At 60.8% G+C, this 16,454-nt stretch carries 21 protein-coding genes, 1 tRNA gene and 1 pseudogene; 6 read left to right on the top strand and 17 right to left on the bottom strand.

Annotated elements, in window-relative coordinates:
- Positions 1–3 precede the first annotated feature (3 nt).
- The 10 genes from RlegSU303_RS23850 to RlegSU303_RS23890 all read right to left on the bottom strand — a co-directional run bounded on the left by RlegSU303_RS23850 (position 4) and on the right by RlegSU303_RS23890 (position 7,555).
- A complete protein-coding gene (locus RlegSU303_RS23850) occupies positions 4–678 on the bottom strand; it encodes a GNAT family N-acetyltransferase (protein ID WP_017962831.1) in 675 nt (224 codons plus the stop codon).
- 24 nt (positions 679–702) lie between these two features.
- A complete protein-coding gene (locus RlegSU303_RS23855) occupies positions 703–1,461 on the bottom strand; it encodes a cephalosporin hydroxylase family protein (RefSeq protein WP_017962832.1) in 759 nt (252 codons plus the stop codon).
- Positions 1,462–1,493: 32 nt separating this feature from the next.
- A complete protein-coding gene (locus tag RlegSU303_RS23860) occupies positions 1,494–2,642 on the bottom strand; it encodes a DegT/DnrJ/EryC1/StrS family aminotransferase (RefSeq protein WP_017962833.1) in 1,149 nt (382 codons plus the stop codon).
- Between the two features lie 76 nt (positions 2,643–2,718).
- A complete protein-coding gene (locus tag RlegSU303_RS34260) occupies positions 2,719–2,844 on the bottom strand; it encodes a hypothetical protein (RefSeq protein WP_017962834.1) in 126 nt (41 codons plus the stop codon).
- On the bottom strand, positions 2,841–3,383 hold the full coding sequence (gene rfbC, locus RlegSU303_RS23870) for a dTDP-4-dehydrorhamnose 3,5-epimerase (RefSeq protein WP_017962835.1): 543 nt from the start codon (positions 3,381–3,383) through the stop codon (positions 2,841–2,843). The genes RlegSU303_RS34260 and rfbC overlap by 4 nt, the downstream gene beginning before the upstream one ends.
- Positions 3,380–4,615, bottom strand: coding sequence for a class I SAM-dependent methyltransferase (locus RlegSU303_RS23875; protein WP_017962836.1), 1,236 nt, complete (start codon positions 4,613–4,615; stop codon positions 3,380–3,382). The genes rfbC and RlegSU303_RS23875 overlap by 4 nt, the downstream gene beginning before the upstream one ends.
- Positions 4,612–5,676 (bottom strand): CDP-glucose 4,6-dehydratase, encoded by a 1,065-nt coding sequence (rfbG, locus tag RlegSU303_RS23880; protein WP_026158959.1) that lies wholly within the window; start codon positions 5,674–5,676, stop codon positions 4,612–4,614. Before rfbG ends, RlegSU303_RS23875 begins: the two co-directional genes overlap by 4 nt.
- Positions 5,667–6,440 carry a glucose-1-phosphate cytidylyltransferase gene (gene rfbF / locus RlegSU303_RS23885; RefSeq protein ID WP_017962838.1) on the bottom strand — a complete coding sequence of 258 codons (774 nt, stop codon included), beginning with the start codon at positions 6,438–6,440 and terminating at the stop codon, positions 5,667–5,669. The genes rfbG and rfbF overlap by 10 nt, the downstream gene beginning before the upstream one ends.
- 499 nt (positions 6,441–6,939) lie before the next feature.
- The gene (locus RlegSU303_RS34405) at positions 6,940–7,230 is read right to left on the bottom strand and encodes a poly(hydroxyalkanoate) granule-associated protein (RefSeq protein ID WP_131719731.1); all 291 of its coding nucleotides are present in this window, start codon (positions 7,228–7,230) and stop codon (positions 6,940–6,942) included.
- 238 nt (positions 7,231–7,468) lie between these two features.
- Positions 7,469–7,555, bottom strand: a tRNA-Leu gene (locus tag RlegSU303_RS23890).
- Positions 7,556–7,724: 169 nt separating this feature from the next.
- Between RlegSU303_RS23890 and RlegSU303_RS23895 the strand changes: the two are divergent.
- A pseudogene (locus RlegSU303_RS23895) lies at positions 7,725–8,045 on the top strand (BA14K family protein); the annotation flags it as partial.
- A gap of 7 nt (positions 8,046–8,052) precedes the next feature.
- Here the strand turns inward: RlegSU303_RS23895 and RlegSU303_RS23900 are convergent.
- Entirely contained in the window at positions 8,053–8,346 is a 294-nt protein-coding gene (locus RlegSU303_RS23900; protein ID WP_003544579.1) for a SelT/SelW/SelH family protein, read from the bottom strand.
- A gap of 90 nt (positions 8,347–8,436) precedes the next feature.
- Here RlegSU303_RS23900 and RlegSU303_RS23905 point away from each other — a divergent pair, with 90 nt between their 5' ends.
- The 3 genes from RlegSU303_RS23905 (at position 8,437) to RlegSU303_RS23915 (ending at position 10,417) form a co-directional block, all read left to right on the top strand.
- A complete protein-coding gene (locus RlegSU303_RS23905; protein ID WP_205928072.1) occupies positions 8,437–9,213 on the top strand; it encodes a type 1 glutamine amidotransferase in 777 nt (258 codons plus the stop codon).
- Positions 9,214–9,224: 11 nt separating this feature from the next.
- Positions 9,225–9,797, top strand: a complete 573-nt coding sequence (locus tag RlegSU303_RS23910) for a sugar O-acetyltransferase (protein WP_131719729.1) — start codon at positions 9,225–9,227, stop codon at positions 9,795–9,797.
- 167 nt (positions 9,798–9,964) lie between these two features.
- Positions 9,965–10,417, top strand: coding sequence for a GFA family protein (locus tag RlegSU303_RS23915; protein WP_131719728.1), 453 nt, complete (start codon positions 9,965–9,967; stop codon positions 10,415–10,417).
- Between the two features lies 1 nt (position 10,418).
- Here RlegSU303_RS23915 and RlegSU303_RS23920 read toward each other — a convergent pair whose 3' ends face one another.
- From RlegSU303_RS23920 to tenA, 5 genes are all read right to left on the bottom strand, one after another.
- Positions 10,419–10,658, bottom strand: coding sequence for a type II toxin-antitoxin system CcdA family antitoxin (locus tag RlegSU303_RS23920; RefSeq protein ID WP_131719727.1), 240 nt, complete (start codon positions 10,656–10,658; stop codon positions 10,419–10,421).
- A 57-nt stretch (positions 10,659–10,715) separates the two neighbouring features.
- Complete coding sequence (locus tag RlegSU303_RS23925) at positions 10,716–10,913, bottom strand: hypothetical protein (protein WP_131719726.1); 198 nt, start codon at positions 10,911–10,913, stop codon at positions 10,716–10,718.
- Between the two features lie 366 nt (positions 10,914–11,279).
- Positions 11,280–11,717, bottom strand: coding sequence for a hypothetical protein (locus RlegSU303_RS23930; protein WP_131719725.1), 438 nt, complete (start codon positions 11,715–11,717; stop codon positions 11,280–11,282).
- Positions 11,718–11,925: 208 nt separating this feature from the next.
- A complete protein-coding gene (gene lepA / locus RlegSU303_RS23935) occupies positions 11,926–13,758 on the bottom strand; it encodes a translation elongation factor 4 (RefSeq protein ID WP_131719724.1) in 1,833 nt (610 codons plus the stop codon).
- Between the two features lie 76 nt (positions 13,759–13,834).
- Positions 13,835–14,533 carry a thiaminase II gene (gene tenA / locus RlegSU303_RS23940; RefSeq protein ID WP_029873665.1) on the bottom strand — a complete coding sequence of 233 codons (699 nt, stop codon included), beginning with the start codon at positions 14,531–14,533 and terminating at the stop codon, positions 13,835–13,837.
- A gap of 137 nt (positions 14,534–14,670) precedes the next feature.
- Between tenA and RlegSU303_RS23945 the strand changes: the two genes are divergently transcribed.
- Both RlegSU303_RS23945 and RlegSU303_RS23950 read left to right on the top strand, forming a co-directional pair.
- On the top strand, positions 14,671–15,237 hold the full coding sequence (locus RlegSU303_RS23945; protein WP_131719787.1) for a helix-turn-helix domain-containing protein: 567 nt from the start codon (positions 14,671–14,673) through the stop codon (positions 15,235–15,237).
- A gap of 24 nt (positions 15,238–15,261) precedes the next feature.
- On the top strand, positions 15,262–15,780 hold the full coding sequence (locus RlegSU303_RS23950; RefSeq protein ID WP_131719723.1) for a GNAT family N-acetyltransferase: 519 nt from the start codon (positions 15,262–15,264) through the stop codon (positions 15,778–15,780).
- Between the two features lie 15 nt (positions 15,781–15,795).
- On the opposite strand, the gene RlegSU303_RS23955 is transcribed toward RlegSU303_RS23950, so the two are convergent.
- Entirely contained in the window at positions 15,796–16,407 is a 612-nt protein-coding gene (locus RlegSU303_RS23955) for an HAD family hydrolase (protein WP_017962850.1), read from the bottom strand.
- Positions 16,408–16,454: the final 47 nt, after the last annotated feature.

Below are 16,454 nucleotides of genomic sequence, written 5' to 3' on the forward strand. Positions count from 1 at the left end.
GCTTCAGGCGGTCAGCAAAGCCGATGGATGCACCTTCCGGAAACGTTCGATCGGGAGCTCCATCCTCAGATAGTCGAAGCCGGCATTTGCTTCCGATCGATCGACGATCGAATATTTGACCATGCCCTCTTCTTCCGTGCGCCGTAACGGCAGGCTTTCGGCCGCCGCAAAGCCCAGCCGCTTGTAAAGGCCGATCGCTTTTTCATTGTGGGAGAAGACGTGCAGTTCGGCGGTTTCGACCCCAAGTCCGGAAAACATCCACTCCAGCAGTGCCATGCCGCAATGGAACATCAGGTTTCGGGTATCGCTCGCCCGGCCGCGGATGACGTTGTCGAATTCGGCCGAGCCGGGCCGGATGTTACAGATGCCGAAATTGCCGAACCGGTTTCCGCCTGGATCGCAAATGACGAATAGGATTCGGTCGGCGGCGGGCAGCGAGATGGTTTCGAGCCACCGCCGCGTGCGTTCCTCGGTGGCGCTAAACTGGGTGAGGAAAAACGGCATCGACTGGTTGCGCCACGTCGTCAGGTCGTCGATCAGGCCGGGATCGGCAAGCATTGACTTGTCGATGCATTGCAGGTCGCCGACGTGCCTGCCGCTATCGTCCCTGATCGGAAGTCGGAGCCGTATGGCGGGGTCCGCATTGTCCTTGAGTCTGACGATATCGACCTGCGTCATGAACGACTATCCCTGTTTGTCCGCTCATGCCTTGCGGCAGATGCAGTAGCCGCCCGGCGAGGAAGACAGCACGAGCTTGCCGTTCAGAACCGGATCGACTTCGAAGCGGTCGGTTTCCGCCAGATAATCGGTGACTGCCTTCAGCGGCTCGTTGCCGCGCAGCCAGACCTTGGAGCGCTTTGTGAAGGCCTGTTCCTCGGTCAGATGGCCGATGAGCGTATCGGCGACGACGAGGTAGCAGCCTTCCGTCACCAGCGGACCGTAGGCGCGGCATTCCGCCAGAACATGCTCGTAGGAATGGTCGCTGTCGAGCACCACCATCACGCGGGCGCCCGGCGGGATCTCGGCCTTCACGGCGGCAAGCACGTCGTCGTCGACGGAACCGCCCTGGATCATCTTGATCCGGTTCGACATCGGATGGGATTCGATCGACTCGCGATTATGGGCGCGGATGTCGATGTCGACGCCGACAACCTTGGCCTTGTCGTTGCCCATGGCGGCGAGGATCGATGCCATGAAGATCAGCGAGCCGCCGCGCGCAATGCCGGTTTCGATGATGACATCGGGCTTGGTCGCCCAGATGACTTCCTGGGTCGCCAGGATATCGACCGGAAGCTGGATGATCGGCACGCCCATCCATGACCAGAGATAGAAATAGTCGAACTTGTCGAGCCCGATCAGCGTGTTCAGCGATTGTTGGAAACTTGCCTCGTCCTTGCCGAGTGCAAGCGACATTTCCCGCTTGTGGGCTTCGAATTCGAGACGATCGTCCTTCGTGGTCATGACTGTTCTTTGTCCTTCGCTGTAGGGCTGTCTTAGACCGACTGCCGCAATGCCGTGCTGTTGTGATAGATCCGCCCGGCCGCCATATCGAGCAGCGTTGCCGCTACCCGGTCGATATCGGCTTCGCTCATGTCGTGATAGCTCGGCAGGTTGATCGCGCGGCCCGGAATGCTCCAGGCGTTCACGTTCTCGTGCCGATCTTCGAACATGGAGAGGCTGGAGAGGGGATAGAAGAAGACGCGCGCGTCGATATTGGCGGTCTCGAAGGTCTGCTGCATCATCTCGCGGGTAATGCCCGTCGACGGATGAAAGACCGCGGTCGGCATCCAAGCGCCGTTGATCGTGCCGGTGTATTCCGGGTTCATCGTGATGCCGGGCAGGGCCGAAAGCCGGATCATGTAGGAGGCCAGAATTTCGCGCTTGCGGTTGACGAGTTCCTCGATGCGCTCGAGTTGGGCGCAGCCGATGGCCGCCTGGATGTTGGACATCTTGTATTTGAAGCCGATCGCATCGGGCCAGAACTGCTTCGTCTGTCCGCGAGCCCGGCCGTGATTGCTGAGCGTCAGCACCTTTTCGTAAAGGGCGGCGTCATTGGTGACGAACATGCCGCCTTCGCCTGTCGTCAGCGTCTTGGTGCCGTGGAAGGAGAAGGTGCCGAATGCGCCCATCGAGCCGGCGCGGCGGCCGTGCCAGACGGAGCCGACCGCTTCAGCCGCATCTTCGATCACCGGAATGCCCGTCCTCTTGCCGATTTCCAGCAGCGCATCCATGTCGCAGAGGTTGCCGTAGAGATGCGTGGCGATAATGGCCTTGGTCTTCGGCGTGATATGGCGCTCGACCTCTTGAGGGTCAATGCACCACGTGTCGGCAAGCACGTCGACAAAAACGGGTATTGCGCCGAGATGGACAATCGGGGAAACAGTCGCAACCCAGTTCGTATCGGCGAGTATCACTTCATCGCCGGCGCCGACGCCGAGCGCTGCAAGCCCCATGTGCATGGCGCCGGTGCAGCTCGAGGTCGCGATCGCAAAGCCGCTGCCGAGATAGGTTTTGAAGTCGCGTTCGAAGCGGTTGAGATAGTCGTAGCAGCGCGCGCCCCAGCCGGTGGCGGCGGCATCGGCCGCATAATCCGTTTCGAGCTGGGTGATCGAAGGCTTGGTGTAGAAGATCCTGTTTGTCATGCCGCTAATTTCTGTTGAATTGAAATCAAGACGCAGGCGCCCGCCACGACGCTAGTTTTTGAAGCTGGCGCGAGGCTCACATGATGATGTGTCGGGCGACATCGTGCTGGTGGAACACGAGATTGGGCAGGTTCAGCGCGTTTCTGAGATAGGCTTCGCGGTTATAGGTCGGGATGCAGATGCTGAGTTTGATACCGCTCAAAGGCTTGTCTCCTGGCCGTAGCTGTCAAGCGCGGCGTCGCGCTCGCTGATGATGCTCGGCGTGAACGGCCAGGCGATGGAAAAGGCGGGATCGTCCCAGCGGACGCCGCGGGCAAGCTCCGGCACGTAGGTTTCCGACATCTGGTAGAAGAGCTCGCAGTCGTCTTCGAGCGTCAGGAAGCCGTGTGCGCATCCGGCAGGTATGTAGAAGGCGTTGTGGCTGGTGGCATCGAGCTCGACGGAGGCCCATTTGAGATAGCTCGGCGAATCCGGCCTCAGATCGAGCGCCACGTCGAATACTCTGCCGCGCGTGGCGCGCACCAGCTTGATCTCCGGCCGCGGTTGGGCTTGGTAATGCATGCCGCGCAGCGTCCCGCGCCTGTGGTTCTGCGAGACATTGCACTGCGGATAGACGGGCACGAGACCCTGCGCCGCAAAGGTCTGCGCGTCGAAGGTTCGTGCGAACATTCCCCGGTCGTCGGAGCGTACGTCGACTTCCACGACAAAAGCACCCGAAACCGCGGTCGGAAGGAATTTCATCCAAGCACCGTCAGTTCCGGCACGGCGACCGCGAACCGTCCGCCCCAGGCGCCGATCCTGCTGTTGGCCGCAACGACCTCGTTCTTGATGTTCCAGGGCAGGATGAGGACGTAATCCGGCTGCGTCTCGTCCATCTTCTCCGGTGCGTAGATCGGCAGTTTGCTGCCCGGCAGGAAATGCCCCTGCTTGTGCGGATTGCGGTCGACGACGTATTCGATGAGATCGGTGCCGATGCCGCAAAAATTGAGCAGCGTGTTGCCCTTGGCGGCAGCGCCATAGGCGGCGACCTTCTTGCCGCTGCGTTTGGCTTGTTCGAGGAAGGCGAGCAGCCCATCCTTGATCGGTGCCACGCGGCTCTGGAAGGCCTCGTAGGTCTCGACCTTGTCGAAGCCGGCGGCGGCCTCCTCAGTGCGCACCTTGGCAAGGCCGCGGCCGGTTGCGTGAGCCGTGGATGTTGCACGGCAGGCCAGTACGCGGAGACTGCCGCCATGGGTCGGCAATTCTTCCACGTCGAAGACCTTGAGGCCGTGCGCAGCGAACACCTTTTCGACGGCGAGCAGCGACAGATAATAGAAATGCTCGTGGTAGACAGTGTCGAACTGGATGTTTTCCATCAGCCGCAGCAAATGCGGGAATTCGACGCTGACGACGCCGTCAGGCTTCAGCACGGCCGAAAGCCCGCCGACGAAATCGTTGATGTCAGGCACATGCGCCAGCACGTTGTTGCCGATGACAATGTCGGCGGCAAGGCCGCGAGAGACGAGGTCGGCAGCCGTTTCCTTGCCGAAGAAGCGCGCTTCCGTGGGAACGCCGATCTGCCGCGCCACTTCCGCAACGTTCTCGGCCGGCTCGATGCCGAGCACCGGCACGCCGGCTTCGACGAAATGCTTCAGCAGATAACCGTCATTGCTCGCCACTTCGATGACCTGTGATGTGGCGTCGAGGCCGAAGCGCTTGCGCGCCATGATGGTAAACTGGCGGGCATGCTCCACCCAGCCGTCGCTGTAGGAGGAGAAATAGGCATAGTGGCTGAAGATATCCTCCGGCGGAACGAAGGCATCGGCCTGTACCAGCCAGCATTCCGTGCAGACGAAGGCGCGCAGCGGATAGGATGGCTCGGGCAATTTGAGCTGCTCCTCCGTCAGATAGGCATTGGCGAGCGGCGTCGAGCCCAGATCGACGAAACGATGTTTCAGCGGAGTGTTGCAGAACCGGCAATTATGCGCTGTCATGATACTGTTTCCTCATAAGCCGCGATCTGGCCGAGCGAGAAGGCGCGCATGTCGGCTCCCTCGCGATTGGCCTTGTACCATGCGGCTGTCCAGTCGATTGTTTGCTGCAGGCTGAGGCGCGGACGCCAGCCGATCGTGTCGAGCGCCAGAGCGGAGCTCAGCGTCAGCGCCGGCGCTTCGGGCAGATGTTCGCCCGGCGCAAGCCGCCACACGTCTTCGACGCGATGAGCGCGTCCGAGCGCTTCCGCAAGTTCGGAGACCGTCGCGAAGCTCTGCGGATCGGGACCGAAATTGAGCGCTTCGGGCAGCTCCTGTTCGCCGGCAAGTGTCAAGGCCTCGGCGAAGGCGAGATAGCCGCCGAGCGGCTCCAGCACATGCTGCCAGGGGCGGATCGCTTCGGGATAGCGCAGCAGGATCGGCTGGCTGCTTTCGAAGGCGCGGATGAAGTCCGGAATCAACCGGTCTTTCGACCAGTCGCCGCCGCCAATGACATTGCCGGCACGTACCGTCGCAAGCCTGATATCGCGCGCCTTGAAGAAACTGTCGCGGTAGCTCTGGACGACGAGTTCTGTGCAGGCCTTGGAGTTGGAGTAGGGGTCCTTGCCGCCCAGCATATCCGTCTCGACGAAGGGAGCGCCGCTGCCGTTGTTGGCATAGACCTTGTCGGAGGTGACGACGAGAGCCGTCTTGACCGAGGGCGTTTCCCGCACCGCGTCAAGCACGTTTGCCGTTCCCATCACATTGGTCGCGAAGGTTTCGGTCGGATTTTCGTAGGAGCGCCGCACCAGCGCCTGCGCTGCCATGTGGATGACGATTTCAGGCTCGAAATCGATGAAATGCTGCTTGAACGTCGCCGCTTCGCGGATGTCGGCAATGTGATGGCCCTGTCCGTTCCAGGGCGCAAGCCGCCCATAGAGCGAGGGATTGGTCTCGGGTTCGAGCGAGACCGCCGTCACTTCCGCACCGAGCTTTTCCAGCCACAACGACAGCCAGGATCCCTTGAACCCCGTGTGTCCCGTCAGGAACACCCGCCTGCCATTCCAGAAGTCCGTCAGGCCCATAGCTTCCACGGTGCCTTTCCGGAACTCCAGAGCTCCTCGAGCTGGTTGCGCTCGCGCAGCGTGTCCATCGGCTGCCAGAAACCGTCATGCTTGAAGGCGGCGAGCTGGTTGTTGGCGGCGAGCCATTCCAGCGGCCCGGCTTCCCAGATCGTGTCGTCGCCAGGGATGAGATCGACCACCGAAGGGTCGAGCACGAAGAAGCCGCCGTTGATGCGCTGGCCGTCGCCTCTCGGTTTCTCGACGAAGGAGGTGATAAACTGCCCCTCGATATTCGTGGCGCCGTAACGTCCGGGCGGGGTTACCGCGCACATCGTCGCCTTGAGGCCATGGCTGCGATGGAAGGCGACTTCGGCGGCGATATCGATGTCGCCGACGCCGTCGCCATAGGTCATGCAGAAGGGTTCGCCTGGCGTCAGATGGTCGCGAATGCGCCCGATGCGGCCGCCAGTCATCGAATGCATGCCGGTATCGACCACGGTCACGCGCCAGTTCGGTCGTGTGCCGCCGTGGTAGTTGATGCTGTTGGAGGCGAGGTCGACGGTGATGTCGTTGTGGTGCAGAACAAGGTTTACGAAATATTCCTTGATCAAATAGCCCTTATAGCCGGCGCAGATGATGAAATCATTGAGCCCGTGATGGGCGTAGATGCTCATGATGTGCCAGAGGATCGGCATGCCGCCGATTTCGACCAGAGGCTTGGGTCGGATACTGGTCTCCTCGGCAAGACGAGAGCCAAGGCCACCGGCGAGAATTACGACTTTCATCCCAAGCGAACTCCAGAGTGTATAGTCAGGTTTCCCGACCACCCTCAGAGCCGCCCGGCTCTTTACAGGCGGAACGGCCGTATGTTCATCCTTGCCCCGGTATCCGATTTCGTTCTTGTGCGAGGCTTGCGGGGGTGTCGGAACGGGCAGCGCCGTTCGGGAATCCCATTGGCCGAACGCGCGTCCTTCCCGTTTTACGAGGAGCGCCAAGCGGGCGCAATTGATTAGGCCAGACGCGGCCGATCCTGATAGGAAAGCGTCAGATAGCCGGCCGATTGCCCCGGGCGAAGGCCCGGCGCGTCGGCCCGAAGAAAAAATCCCACTTCGGAATCCCGAAATTCCCCCGATTCGGGATTCCGAAATTCGACGCCTTTCGCGGGCTGTCGTTGTGGAGAAACATCCAATGATTTCAATCCAGCAGCCAATTTCGGGTTTCCGAAGTGCTATATAGATTATGGTAGGAGTTCCCTACCGCCACGCCTTGGTCGGATCGTTGCGGCTAAGCCTCTAGACTGAGCTGGAGTGGGGCATCGTCTGCCTCGGCGACCTTAGGCTTACGTTTTGTTGCTGCACGGCGTGGTGGTTTGGTGGTCTTCGGCAGAGTGTCGGAGCCGAACTCATCTGACTCGCCGCTGGGCAGCAGCGGGTAAGCAGCAAGCGCCGCGCCGGCAGAAGCTACCTCAATGACCGGCTTGGTGCGCGGCATTTCAACGGGCGGTTCGGCAGCTGACACCTCACGTGCCTTTGGTGGCTGGGGGTTGCTGGCTGCGGACGCGGCGTATCGGATCATTGCAAGACTCCATTATGTTCTCTATATGTTCACATTTTGGAGTGAGGGAGTCAATGGAGGCCAGCAATCAAGAGCGGTGGAAATAAGCGTCCAGAAATCAGGATTTCGGAGAGTTCTTGGGAGCTATTGAGCGAACAAGCCTCAAGCGCATCGTGGCTGGCCTTTGCTGCAAGGCACCAATGCACAACTTAGTTGGAAAGGCTTAACTCCTTGATCTTGGTAGCGATCAAGAATGGAATGGTGCCCAGAAGAGGACTCGAACCTCCACACCCTTTCGGGTACCAGCACCTGAAGCTGGCGCGTCTACCAATTCCGCCATCTGGGCGACGGAGAGCGATGTAAGGGGGTGGCTCCTGACTGTCAACTGGGTTTTTGAAGTTTTTCTGACAGTTAGTGAAAAAGCAGCCGATCACATGGGCGGGAGCGCCGGAGGGCGGGCATAGCGCTCCGGCTGGTGCGCCCTATATAAGGGAAATACCCGAAAGGAATGCCTCATGCTTGCTCCCCGCACGCTTCTGTTCGCCGGCCTTCTCGCCATTCTCGCTCCCGCCATCGCCGGGGCCGATTCGCTGAAGCTGGGCAAGCCGGGGGTTGGGCCGTTGAACACGGGCTCGACCCTCTGCGACTTTCGCGGCTGCTTCGGTTTTGGGCCACAGCAATGGCATCGTCCCGCCTATGTCCAGCCGAACTACAGGCCACGCGGCGCGACCGGGCCGACTTATTACCGGCCGGGCGCTGCCGGGCCGCCGCAGCTGACCTATGATCCGCCGCCGGTGCAAAGGGTGCAGCCTAAGGCGCGCGACATGAACAGCCACTGAGCTGTCAGCTTTCGAGCGAGGCGCGGTCGACATGGCCGAGATCGCGGCCGGGCTCGACGATGTCGCGGACCCGCTGTTTCAGCTCCTTGGGTCCGGGAAAGCCGCCGTCGCGCTTGCGCTCCCAGATCAGATCACCATTGACGCGGATCTCGAAATTGCCGCCGGTGGCGGGGATCAGCGCCACTTCGCCGAGGCTGTCGGAAAAGGTATGCAGCAGCTCCTGCGCCATCCAACTGGCGCGCAGCAGCCAGTTGCACTGGGTGCAGTAGAGGATCGTGACGCGGGCTTTTTCGGTCATGGCGATATCCTTTCGTTTGCTGAGATTTAAGCCCTGTGGTGCGTGCGCGCAATCGCCCTCTCACAAGCGTCTTGCGCGCCGCCCTCCGCCATGGTCTCTTCCCGTGGTCGGCCATACCGGGAAGAGCCTATGCGCGTCGCAGTCATCGAAAATATGCGGAATACCGGCCTCGGCGCGCTTGCCGCGGCCCTCGACGAGGCCGGCGCGGAGATTGAGTGGTTCCGGGTGTGGCAGGATGGCGTCCTGCCGAAAGATATATCCGGCCATGACGCGCTGGTCGTTCTTGGCGGCGAGCAGAGCGCGCTGGATGATGAAACCCACCCCTATCTGCCGGAACTCGTTCGGCTCACCCGCCGCTTCGGTGATGCCGGCAAGGCGGTGCTCGGCATCTGCCTCGGCAGCCAGATCCTCGCTCGCGCCTATGGCGCCGACAATCATTTAGGAATTGCCCGCGAATTCGGCTGGCACGGGATCGGCGTCACCGCCGAGGGCCGGGCCGATCCGCTGTTGTCGGCGCTTGGCGGCGAATTCACCATCTTCGAATGGCATGCCGATACGTTTTCCCTGCCCGAGGGTGCGGTGCGCCTCGCCTCGAGCCCTGTCGCTGAGAATCAGGCCTTCCGAATCGGCCGCGCCGTCTATGGCACCCAGTTCCATTTCGAGGCCAATTCAGCGGTCGTCGCGCAATGGAAGGCCGAATTTCCCGATACGATCGCGCGCATTGCGCCGGGCTGGCTGGAAAACTATGCCGAACTGGCGGCAAGACATGCCGGTGCCGCCGATGCCGCAGGCCTTGCCATTGCGCGTGCCTGGATCAGCCTGATCGAGCAGGAAGAGGTCGAAATGCTCTCGCGGGCCTCGGCGTGAGGGCCGATGCGATGCCGGCCAGCGAACGCGACAAGATGGCGGCAGGCGAATGGTATTGCTGTCTCGATGACGAGCTCGATCTCTTGCGCCGGCAGGCGCGCTTAGCCGTCCACGCGCATAACACGCTGCCGCCGGATGAGCGCGGCGCCGTCGCGCCGGCCCTGCGAGCGCTCTTTGCGCAGGCCGCGCCCGATATCTTCATCGAAGCGCCGTTTCACTGCTCCTACGGCATCAATATCACTCTCGGCGAACGCGGTTATTTCAATGCCGGCTGCACCATCTTGGATTCCGGCCGGGTGACGATCGGCGACCGCAGCATGTTCGGCCCCGGCGTGCAGATCTATTGCGCCGAGCATCACAAGGACCCGGCGCTTCGCAGCACCGGCATCGAGATCGCCCGACCTGTCACCATCGGCAGCGATGTCTGGATCGGCGGCAGCGCCATCATCCTCGGCGGCGTCACCATCGGCGACGGTGCGATCGTCGGCGCCGGTGCGGTGGTGACGAGGAATGTGCCGGCCGGCGCAACCGTGGTCGGCAATCCAGCCCGCATCCGCGAGAGCAATTCCAGCAAAAGTGCGTAGCGGTTTTGCGTCCGGAATTGCGCGAAAACAAAGAGTTAGAGCATTCCGTGATTCGGAGAAAAACGGAAATGCTCTAACGCCGGCAAGGCCGCCCGATCCGCGATGACCTCGCCATCTCGACAGCAACGAAAGCTCCGCTAGATCAGAAGGCAAATCGGGAGGACATCATGAGCGAGCGAACCTTACCCATGGAAGGCGGCTGCCGTTGCGGCCGGGTGCGATTGAAGATCAGCGCCCCGCCGCTGCTCACCATGGCCTGCCATTGCACCGGGTGCCAGAAGATGACATCAAGTGCCTATTCGCTGAGTGCGGCCATCCCCAGCGAAGGCTTCGAGGTGACGCAAGGCGAGCCGGTGATCGGCGGCCTGCATGGCGTCACGAAGCATTATTTCTGCCCGCATTGCATGAGCTGGATGTTCACCCGGCCGGAAGGCATGGACTGGTTCGTCAATCTGCGCGCGACCATGCTGGATGATCCCAGCTGGTTCACCCCCTTCATCGAGACCTGGACGAGCGAGAAGCTGTCCTTCGCCGAGACCGGCGCAGTGCACAGCTACACGGCGCTGCCGGAGATGGACGCCTATGAGGGGCTGGTGAAGGAATACATGGGCAGGGGATGAGTCAAAACTGCCTGTATTTCGCAAATGGCAGGCCATGCTTCGCGACATACTCAATTTGCTCCGCGAGCGCCTCGGCGTTTTCAATTCGCCAAAGTCTTTCGCGTTCTTCGCGAGGCAGCGTTTCATCATCGCTTGTTTTTTGCTCCAGAATTTGGGCTTTGCCGCCCTCTATGATCGTGGGATCGGTATTTGCGCCTGCTGCCGATTCAGGCTTTCCAGTTGCTCGGCTTCCATCTTTCATCGCAGAATCTCCGTAAGAAATGCCAGCGCACCAGCGCTGGCATCGCACTTGTGATCTTTAAGCGGCACGCTGCTTAAATGCGACTTCGCGGCTACCGACGTGCTTCCGTTCCTTCAGAACTTCATTCACGCGGGCCGGATTGACGTCAAAGCTGGCTGCAATCCTGTTTTGGAATTCGCCGTTCCAGCTTCGCAGCCATATTTCGACAGCATCATTAAAAGTGAGCTTATAGCTTGGCTTTTCATTGTCGTTCATTGAACGATCCTTTGTTTCAAGAATGCCCTCTTGAAACGGAGACTCAGAAATGCGATTCTGAATAGGCAAACGGTTCAGAGATCGGCATTTCCGGTTTATCCGTCCAACGGATTCGGGCTTGTCCGCTGACACCACGGGTCACATTTCAGGTCGGTACCAGCCTTCCTGTTTTGTGGCCCTTTTTGTTACTGCCAACCGCGAGGGTGCTCATTGCTGCAGTTGGCTATTGGTCTTCTCATCATGTTTGGCGCCCTTTAGAATCGGCAAACGCTAGACTTGCACTGCGCAAGTGTAGCTTTTGTCATTACGAGCCGAAAACACTAAATATAGTATTAACAGCTGAACTTCAGTCTCCCTATCATCCATCTACATAAGATGTCGCACACTGCGCTTGGCATCTGAACGCAGTCCTTCGATCAAGTGGCGCTGCCCATCTCGCCCAGTGAAATACCAATTACGCCAGGCGTTCTCGATGTTTCCGCTAACGGCACGACTTAACTGATTTAAGGTGGGGTATGTCTGTTTGGTGCCTTTAAGTTCTAATTTCCCGTTCGTGGCTGTAGCTCTGTATTCTGTTCCTTTGTAAAACCGAAATATCTCAAATCCTTCAGGTAGTTCGACGTTAAATCGAGCGTCTTTGAACCCTGTCCAAATCGAGGCTGGCATCTGCTTAGACGTTGGATTCTGCGCTTCCAACTTAACTGCCAGTATCCGACGAAGTATCTGATCTTCATTGTCTTCGCCAGAATGTCGCGCTGCCCAGATTGCTGCGTAGACATCAACTGAAACTTCAATTGTGCGCATCGTCACCCCCACTCTCTATCGCTCATTATAGAGAGAATAGAGAGAAAAGAAAGATTAAAAAGAGGCGCTACGTCCGCGTGGTTCGACGAGTACGCAAATCCCGAATGGGCGTCACGAAGGCATTGTTTATTATGGAGACTGCAGTCAAATCCGCGCGGCCAATAAAAAAGGCGCCGCAGCGCCTTTTTTAGATCAAGTCATGATTCGGTTACTCGTCGCCCATCTTCAGCGCCGCGATGAAGGCTTCCTGCGGAATCTCCACCTTGCCGAACTGGCGCATGCGCTTCTTGCCGGCCTTCTGCTTGTCGAGCAGCTTGCGCTTGCGGGTGGCGTCGCCGCCGTAGCATTTCGCGGTCACGTCCTTGCGCAGCGCCGAGATCGTCTCGCGGGCAATGACGTTGCCGCCGATCGCCGCCTGGATCGGGATCTTGAACATGTGCTTCGGGATCAGCTCCTTGAGCTTCTCGCACATGTCGCGGCCGCGCTTTTCGGCAGCCGTCCGGTGCACCATCATCGACAGCGCGTCGACCGGTTCGCCGTTGACGAGGATCGACATCTTCACGAGGTTGCCCTCGCGGTGGTCGGTCAGCGTGTAGTCGAAGGAGGCATAGCCCTTCGAGATCGACTTCAGCCGGTCGTAGAAATCGAACACGACTTCGTTGAGCGGCAGGTCGTAGGTCAGCATCGCGCGCGTGCCGACATAGGTGAGTTCGATCTGAATGCCGCGCCGGTCCTGGCAGAGCTTCAGGATGCTGCCGAGATAATCGTCGGGTGTCAGGATCGTCGCGCGGATCCACGGCTCATGGATTTCCGAGATCTTGACGACATCGGGCATGTCGGCCGGATTGTGCAGCTCGCGCTCCGTGCCGTCGGTCATAAACATCTTGTAGACGACCGAGGGTGCGGTGGCGATGAGGTCGAGGTCGAACTCGCGCTCCAGCCGTTCCTGGATGATTTCCAGATGCAGCAGGCCGAGGAAGCCGCAGCGGAAGCCGAAGCCGAGTGCCGCCGACGATTCCATTTCGAAGGAGAAGGAAGCGTCGTTGAGGCGAAGCTTGCCCATGGCGGCGCGCAGATCCTCGAAATCGGCGGCATCGACCGGGAAGAGGCCGCAGAACACCACCGGCTGGGCCGGCTTGAAGCCCGGCAGCGCCTGGGCCGTCGGCCGCTTGTCCTCGGTGATCGTATCGCCGACACGGGTATCGGCCACTTCCTTGATCGAGGCAGTGATGAAGCCGATCTCGCCGGGGCCGAGGCGGTCGATATTGACCATCTTCGGCGTCAGCACGCCGACGCGCTCCACCTGGTATTTCGCATCGGTGCCCATCATCCGCACCGTCTGGCCCTTGGTCAGCACGCCGTCGATGACGCGGACCAGAACCATGACGCCGAGATAGGCGTCGTACCAGCTGTCGACGAGCAGCGCCTTCAACGGCGCCTTTTCGCCGCCGGGGCTCTTCGGCGCCGGCAGCTTGTGGACGATCGCTTCCAGCACATCGGGAATGCCGAGGCCGGTCTTTGCCGAAATCAGCACCGCCTCCGAAGCGTCGATGCCGATCACCTCCTCGATCTGTTCCTTGATGCGGTCGGGTTCGGCCGCCGGCAGGTCGATCTTGTTGAGGACGGTGACGATCTCGTGATTGTTGTCGATCGCCTGATAGACGTTGGCGAGCGTCTGCGCCTCGACGCCCTGGCTGGCGTCGACGACGAGCAACGAGCCCTCGCAGGCTGACAGCGACCGTGAGACTTCATAGGCGAAGTCGACGTGGCCGGGCGTGTCGATCAGGTTGAGAATGTATTTCTCGCCGTTGTTCGCCTGGTAATGCAGGCGCACGGTCTGCGCCTTGATGGTGATGCCGCGCTCGCGCTCGATATCCATATTGTCGAGCACCTGCTCGGACATTTCGCGCTCGGCAAGGCCGCCCGTCGTCTGGATCAGGCGGTCGGCCAGCGTCGATTTGCCGTGGTCGATATGGGCCACGATCGAAAAGTTGCGGATATGGGACAGCGGAGTGGTGGAATTGGTGCTCATGCGCGCCATATAGCAGCGCCGCCCCCTGCCGCAAAGCGGTAATTATCCCGCTGTTTACGCTATTTCGTCCTGTGTGGGGCGCCGATCAGACCGGCCACGTCTCCAGCCGCCAGGCCGAATCCCAGAACATCCATTCATATTGCGAGGCGCGCACGAAGACATCGGTCATCTGAGCCCGTTCCACCGGCGATGCGGCGCGGGCGGCGATGTCGGTCAGCGCGATCACTTCGCGGGCACCGGCGGCAAATTGCGGATCGCCATAGGTGTTGATCCAGGCCTGGAAGGCATTGCCCTCGATAACAGGCCGGTTCTTGATCGCTTCGCCGACGTGCCAGTAGATCCAGAAGCAGGGGAGGATGGACGACAGCGCCACCGCGTAGGAGCTGTGATAGGCGGTGGCAAGCAGGAAGTTTGTATAGGCAAAGCCGGCAGGCGAGGGCTCGGCTGATGTAACATCGGCGGAACTGATGCCGAACTGTGTGAGGAAGCCGGCATGCAGGCCCTGCTCGACGGTGATCGCCTTCTGCGCCGAACCGAGGAAGCGCAGGACCTGCGCATTGTCGGGTGCCTTGGCCGCGACGATCGCAAGGCATCGCGCATAGTGCTTCAGATAAAGCGCATCCTGCAGGATGTAGTGCCGGAAAACCTCCGGCGGCAGCGTGCCGTCCGAAAGCCGCTGCAGCAGCGGCAACGCCTCGATTTCAGCCATGATCGGCGCGATCCTGTCCCAGGCGGCAGCCGTGAAGCTTCCCGTCAGTTCCGTGCTCTGCGTGCTGGCGTCCATCACTCTCTCCTCGGATTACGCCGCCATATATGGACGGAGCGGCGGCGAAAGCAAGGCGCGTTTGGCCGCTTTTCGTAGGCACTTGATTCCATCATCAGATAATGTATTTCTCTTATAGTGGAATCATGGGCTGGAAAATGGAACCGGAACTCGAACAGGCGATCGGCATCCGCATCCGCACGCTGCGGCAGGAAAAGGCTCTGACGCTTGATGATCTTGCTGCGGCCTCCGGCGTCAGCCGGGCGATGATCTCGCGCATCGAGCGGGCGGAGGCGAGCCCGACCGCCTCGCTGCTGGCGAGGATCTGCGCCGCCCTTGGCCTGTCGCTGTCGGCCTTCTTTGCGGAAGAGGGGCAGGCCTCGCCGCTTGCCCGGAGGCAGGAGCAGCAGGTCTGGCGCGATCCGGAGACCGGTTATCTCAGACGCTCTGTTTCACCTCCGGGCACGGCTTCCGATGTCGATATCGTCGAGGTCGAATTCCCGGCCGGTGCCCGCGTCAGCTTCCCCCCGCATGCGAGCGCCCATGGCATGATGCAGCATATCTGGCTGTTCGACGGCGAGCTGGAGATGACGGCGGGCGAGGCCGTCTACCGGCTGCGCCCGGGCGATTGCCTCTTCATGCCGGTCGGCGAGGGCCATGTCTTCCACAATCCCGGCAACGCGCCGGCGCGTTATTGCGTCGTGCTCGATCGCGGCGGTCGATAGAAGCATTCATTTCAGGAGAACAGCATGCCTGCTATTCGTACCCTTTCCGCCGAGGAGGCCCGCGCGGCCATTCCGGCTCTTTCGGAGGTGCTTGTCGATTGCGTCGCGGGCGGCGCCTCCGTCGGCTTCATGCAGCCCTATGGGCCTGAAGATGCCGAGCCCTATTGGCGCGATGTCGCCGATGCGGTCGCCACCGGCGCCAACCTGCTGCTGGTCGCTGAACTCGACGGCAGGATCGTCGGCACGGTGCAGGTGGGTGCCGCGCAGATGCCGAACCAGCCGCATCGCGGCGACCTGAAGAAGCTGCTGGTGCACCGCTCCGCCCGCGGCAAGGGCCTCGCTAGGATGCTGATGGAGGCTGCCGAGCGCGAGGCGGCAAGCCGCGGCAAGACCCTGCTCGTGCTCGATACGGCAACCGGCAGCGATGCTGAGGCGATCTATCCGCGCCTGGGCTGGCAGCGTGTCGGTGTCATCCCCGATTACGCGCTGTGGCCGGAAGGCGGTTTCTGCGCCACCACCCTCTTCTACAAACGGCTCGCCTGATTGCGCCGGCGCCGCTCATGCCGGCCTGGCGAAGACAGGAAGCGCGCCGCCAAGCGTCGCGCCCGCCGTCCATTGCGCGGCATTCCAGCCGAACTGCCGCGCCGCTTCGATATTCACCGCCATATCGTCAATGAAGGCGATTTCGCCGGGCAGCACGCCGGCCCGCTCGGTCGCCAGCCGGAAGAAGTCGGGCGAAGGTTTGCTGTGCCCGAGTGCGGCGGAATAGATGATGTCGTCGAAATGCGCGTTAAGGCCGATCTGCTCCATCAGGTAGCGCGCCCGCCTATGCTCCTGGTTGGTCGCCAGCAAAAGAGTGATGCCGCTTTGCCTGAGCGTAGCGAGTTCTTCCAGCAGATTGCGGTCGAGGCGGGAATCGTTCTCGAACCAGTAATCGATCAGTGCTTCGGCGCTGAGATGGGGCGCGATCTTTGCGAGAACGCCGGCGAGTTTCGGCTCCAGTGCCTCGCGGCCGATGATGATATCGCTCCAGTGCGTCTGGAAGAATTCCTGCTGCAGCAGGTCGACACGCAGCCCGAGATCACGTTCCAGATAGGTGAAGAGAGGCAGGCCATCGGTCGGACGACCATGAATGAGCACGCCGTCGACATCGACCATCAGCACTTTCATGCGGAAAATTTCCTCGTTCTCAAAACACCGGCGAAGGTGGCGTCATT

Source organism: Rhizobium sp. SU303 (assembly GCF_021052345.1).
GTDB lineage: Bacteria > Pseudomonadota > Alphaproteobacteria > Rhizobiales > Rhizobiaceae > Rhizobium > Rhizobium laguerreae.

What these genes read in the sequence shown, in the direction of transcription:
- RlegSU303_RS23925 (WP_131719726.1), bottom strand. Translation starts at nt 10,913, where the DNA reads ATGAACGACAATGAAAAGCCAAGCTATAAGCTCACTTTTAATGATGCT.
- RlegSU303_RS23860 (WP_017962833.1), bottom strand. Translation starts at nt 2,642, where the DNA reads ATGACAAACAGGATCTTCTACACCAAGCCTTCGATCACCCAGCTCGAA.
- rfbG (WP_026158959.1), bottom strand. Translation starts at nt 5,676, where the DNA reads ATGGGCCTGACGGACTTCTGGAATGGCAGGCGGGTGTTCCTGACGGGA.
- RlegSU303_RS23855 (WP_017962832.1), bottom strand. Translation starts at nt 1,461, where the DNA reads ATGACCACGAAGGACGATCGTCTCGAATTCGAAGCCCACAAGCGGGAA.
- RlegSU303_RS23915 (WP_131719728.1), top strand. Translation starts at nt 9,965, where the DNA reads ATGAGCGAGCGAACCTTACCCATGGAAGGCGGCTGCCGTTGCGGCCGG.
- rfbC (WP_017962835.1), bottom strand. Translation starts at nt 3,383, where the DNA reads ATGAAATTCCTTCCGACCGCGGTTTCGGGTGCTTTTGTCGTGGAAGTC.
- RlegSU303_RS23850 (WP_017962831.1), bottom strand. Translation starts at nt 678, where the DNA reads ATGACGCAGGTCGATATCGTCAGACTCAAGGACAATGCGGACCCCGCC.
- RlegSU303_RS23905 (WP_205928072.1), top strand. Translation starts at nt 8,437, where the DNA reads ATGGTCTCTTCCCGTGGTCGGCCATACCGGGAAGAGCCTATGCGCGTC.
- RlegSU303_RS23910 (WP_131719729.1), top strand. Translation starts at nt 9,225, where the DNA reads ATGCCGGCCAGCGAACGCGACAAGATGGCGGCAGGCGAATGGTATTGC.
- lepA (WP_131719724.1), bottom strand. Translation starts at nt 13,758, where the DNA reads ATGGCGCGCATGAGCACCAATTCCACCACTCCGCTGTCCCATATCCGC.
- RlegSU303_RS34405 (WP_131719731.1), bottom strand. Translation starts at nt 7,230, where the DNA reads ATGATCCGATACGCCGCGTCCGCAGCCAGCAACCCCCAGCCACCAAAG.
- tenA (WP_029873665.1), bottom strand. Translation starts at nt 14,533, where the DNA reads ATGGACGCCAGCACGCAGAGCACGGAACTGACGGGAAGCTTCACGGCT.
- RlegSU303_RS23900 (WP_003544579.1), bottom strand. Translation starts at nt 8,346, where the DNA reads ATGACCGAAAAAGCCCGCGTCACGATCCTCTACTGCACCCAGTGCAAC.
- RlegSU303_RS23945 (WP_131719787.1), top strand. Translation starts at nt 14,671, where the DNA reads ATGGAACCGGAACTCGAACAGGCGATCGGCATCCGCATCCGCACGCTG.
- RlegSU303_RS23950 (WP_131719723.1), top strand. Translation starts at nt 15,262, where the DNA reads ATGCCTGCTATTCGTACCCTTTCCGCCGAGGAGGCCCGCGCGGCCATT.
- RlegSU303_RS23920 (WP_131719727.1), bottom strand. Translation starts at nt 10,658, where the DNA reads ATGAAAGATGGAAGCCGAGCAACTGGAAAGCCTGAATCGGCAGCAGGC.
- RlegSU303_RS23875 (WP_017962836.1), bottom strand. Translation starts at nt 4,615, where the DNA reads ATGACAGCGCATAATTGCCGGTTCTGCAACACTCCGCTGAAACATCGT.
- RlegSU303_RS23930 (WP_131719725.1), bottom strand. Translation starts at nt 11,717, where the DNA reads ATGCGCACAATTGAAGTTTCAGTTGATGTCTACGCAGCAATCTGGGCA.
- rfbF (WP_017962838.1), bottom strand. Translation starts at nt 6,440, where the DNA reads ATGAAAGTCGTAATTCTCGCCGGTGGCCTTGGCTCTCGTCTTGCCGAG.
- RlegSU303_RS23955 (WP_017962850.1), bottom strand. Translation starts at nt 16,407, where the DNA reads ATGAAAGTGCTGATGGTCGATGTCGACGGCGTGCTCATTCATGGTCGT.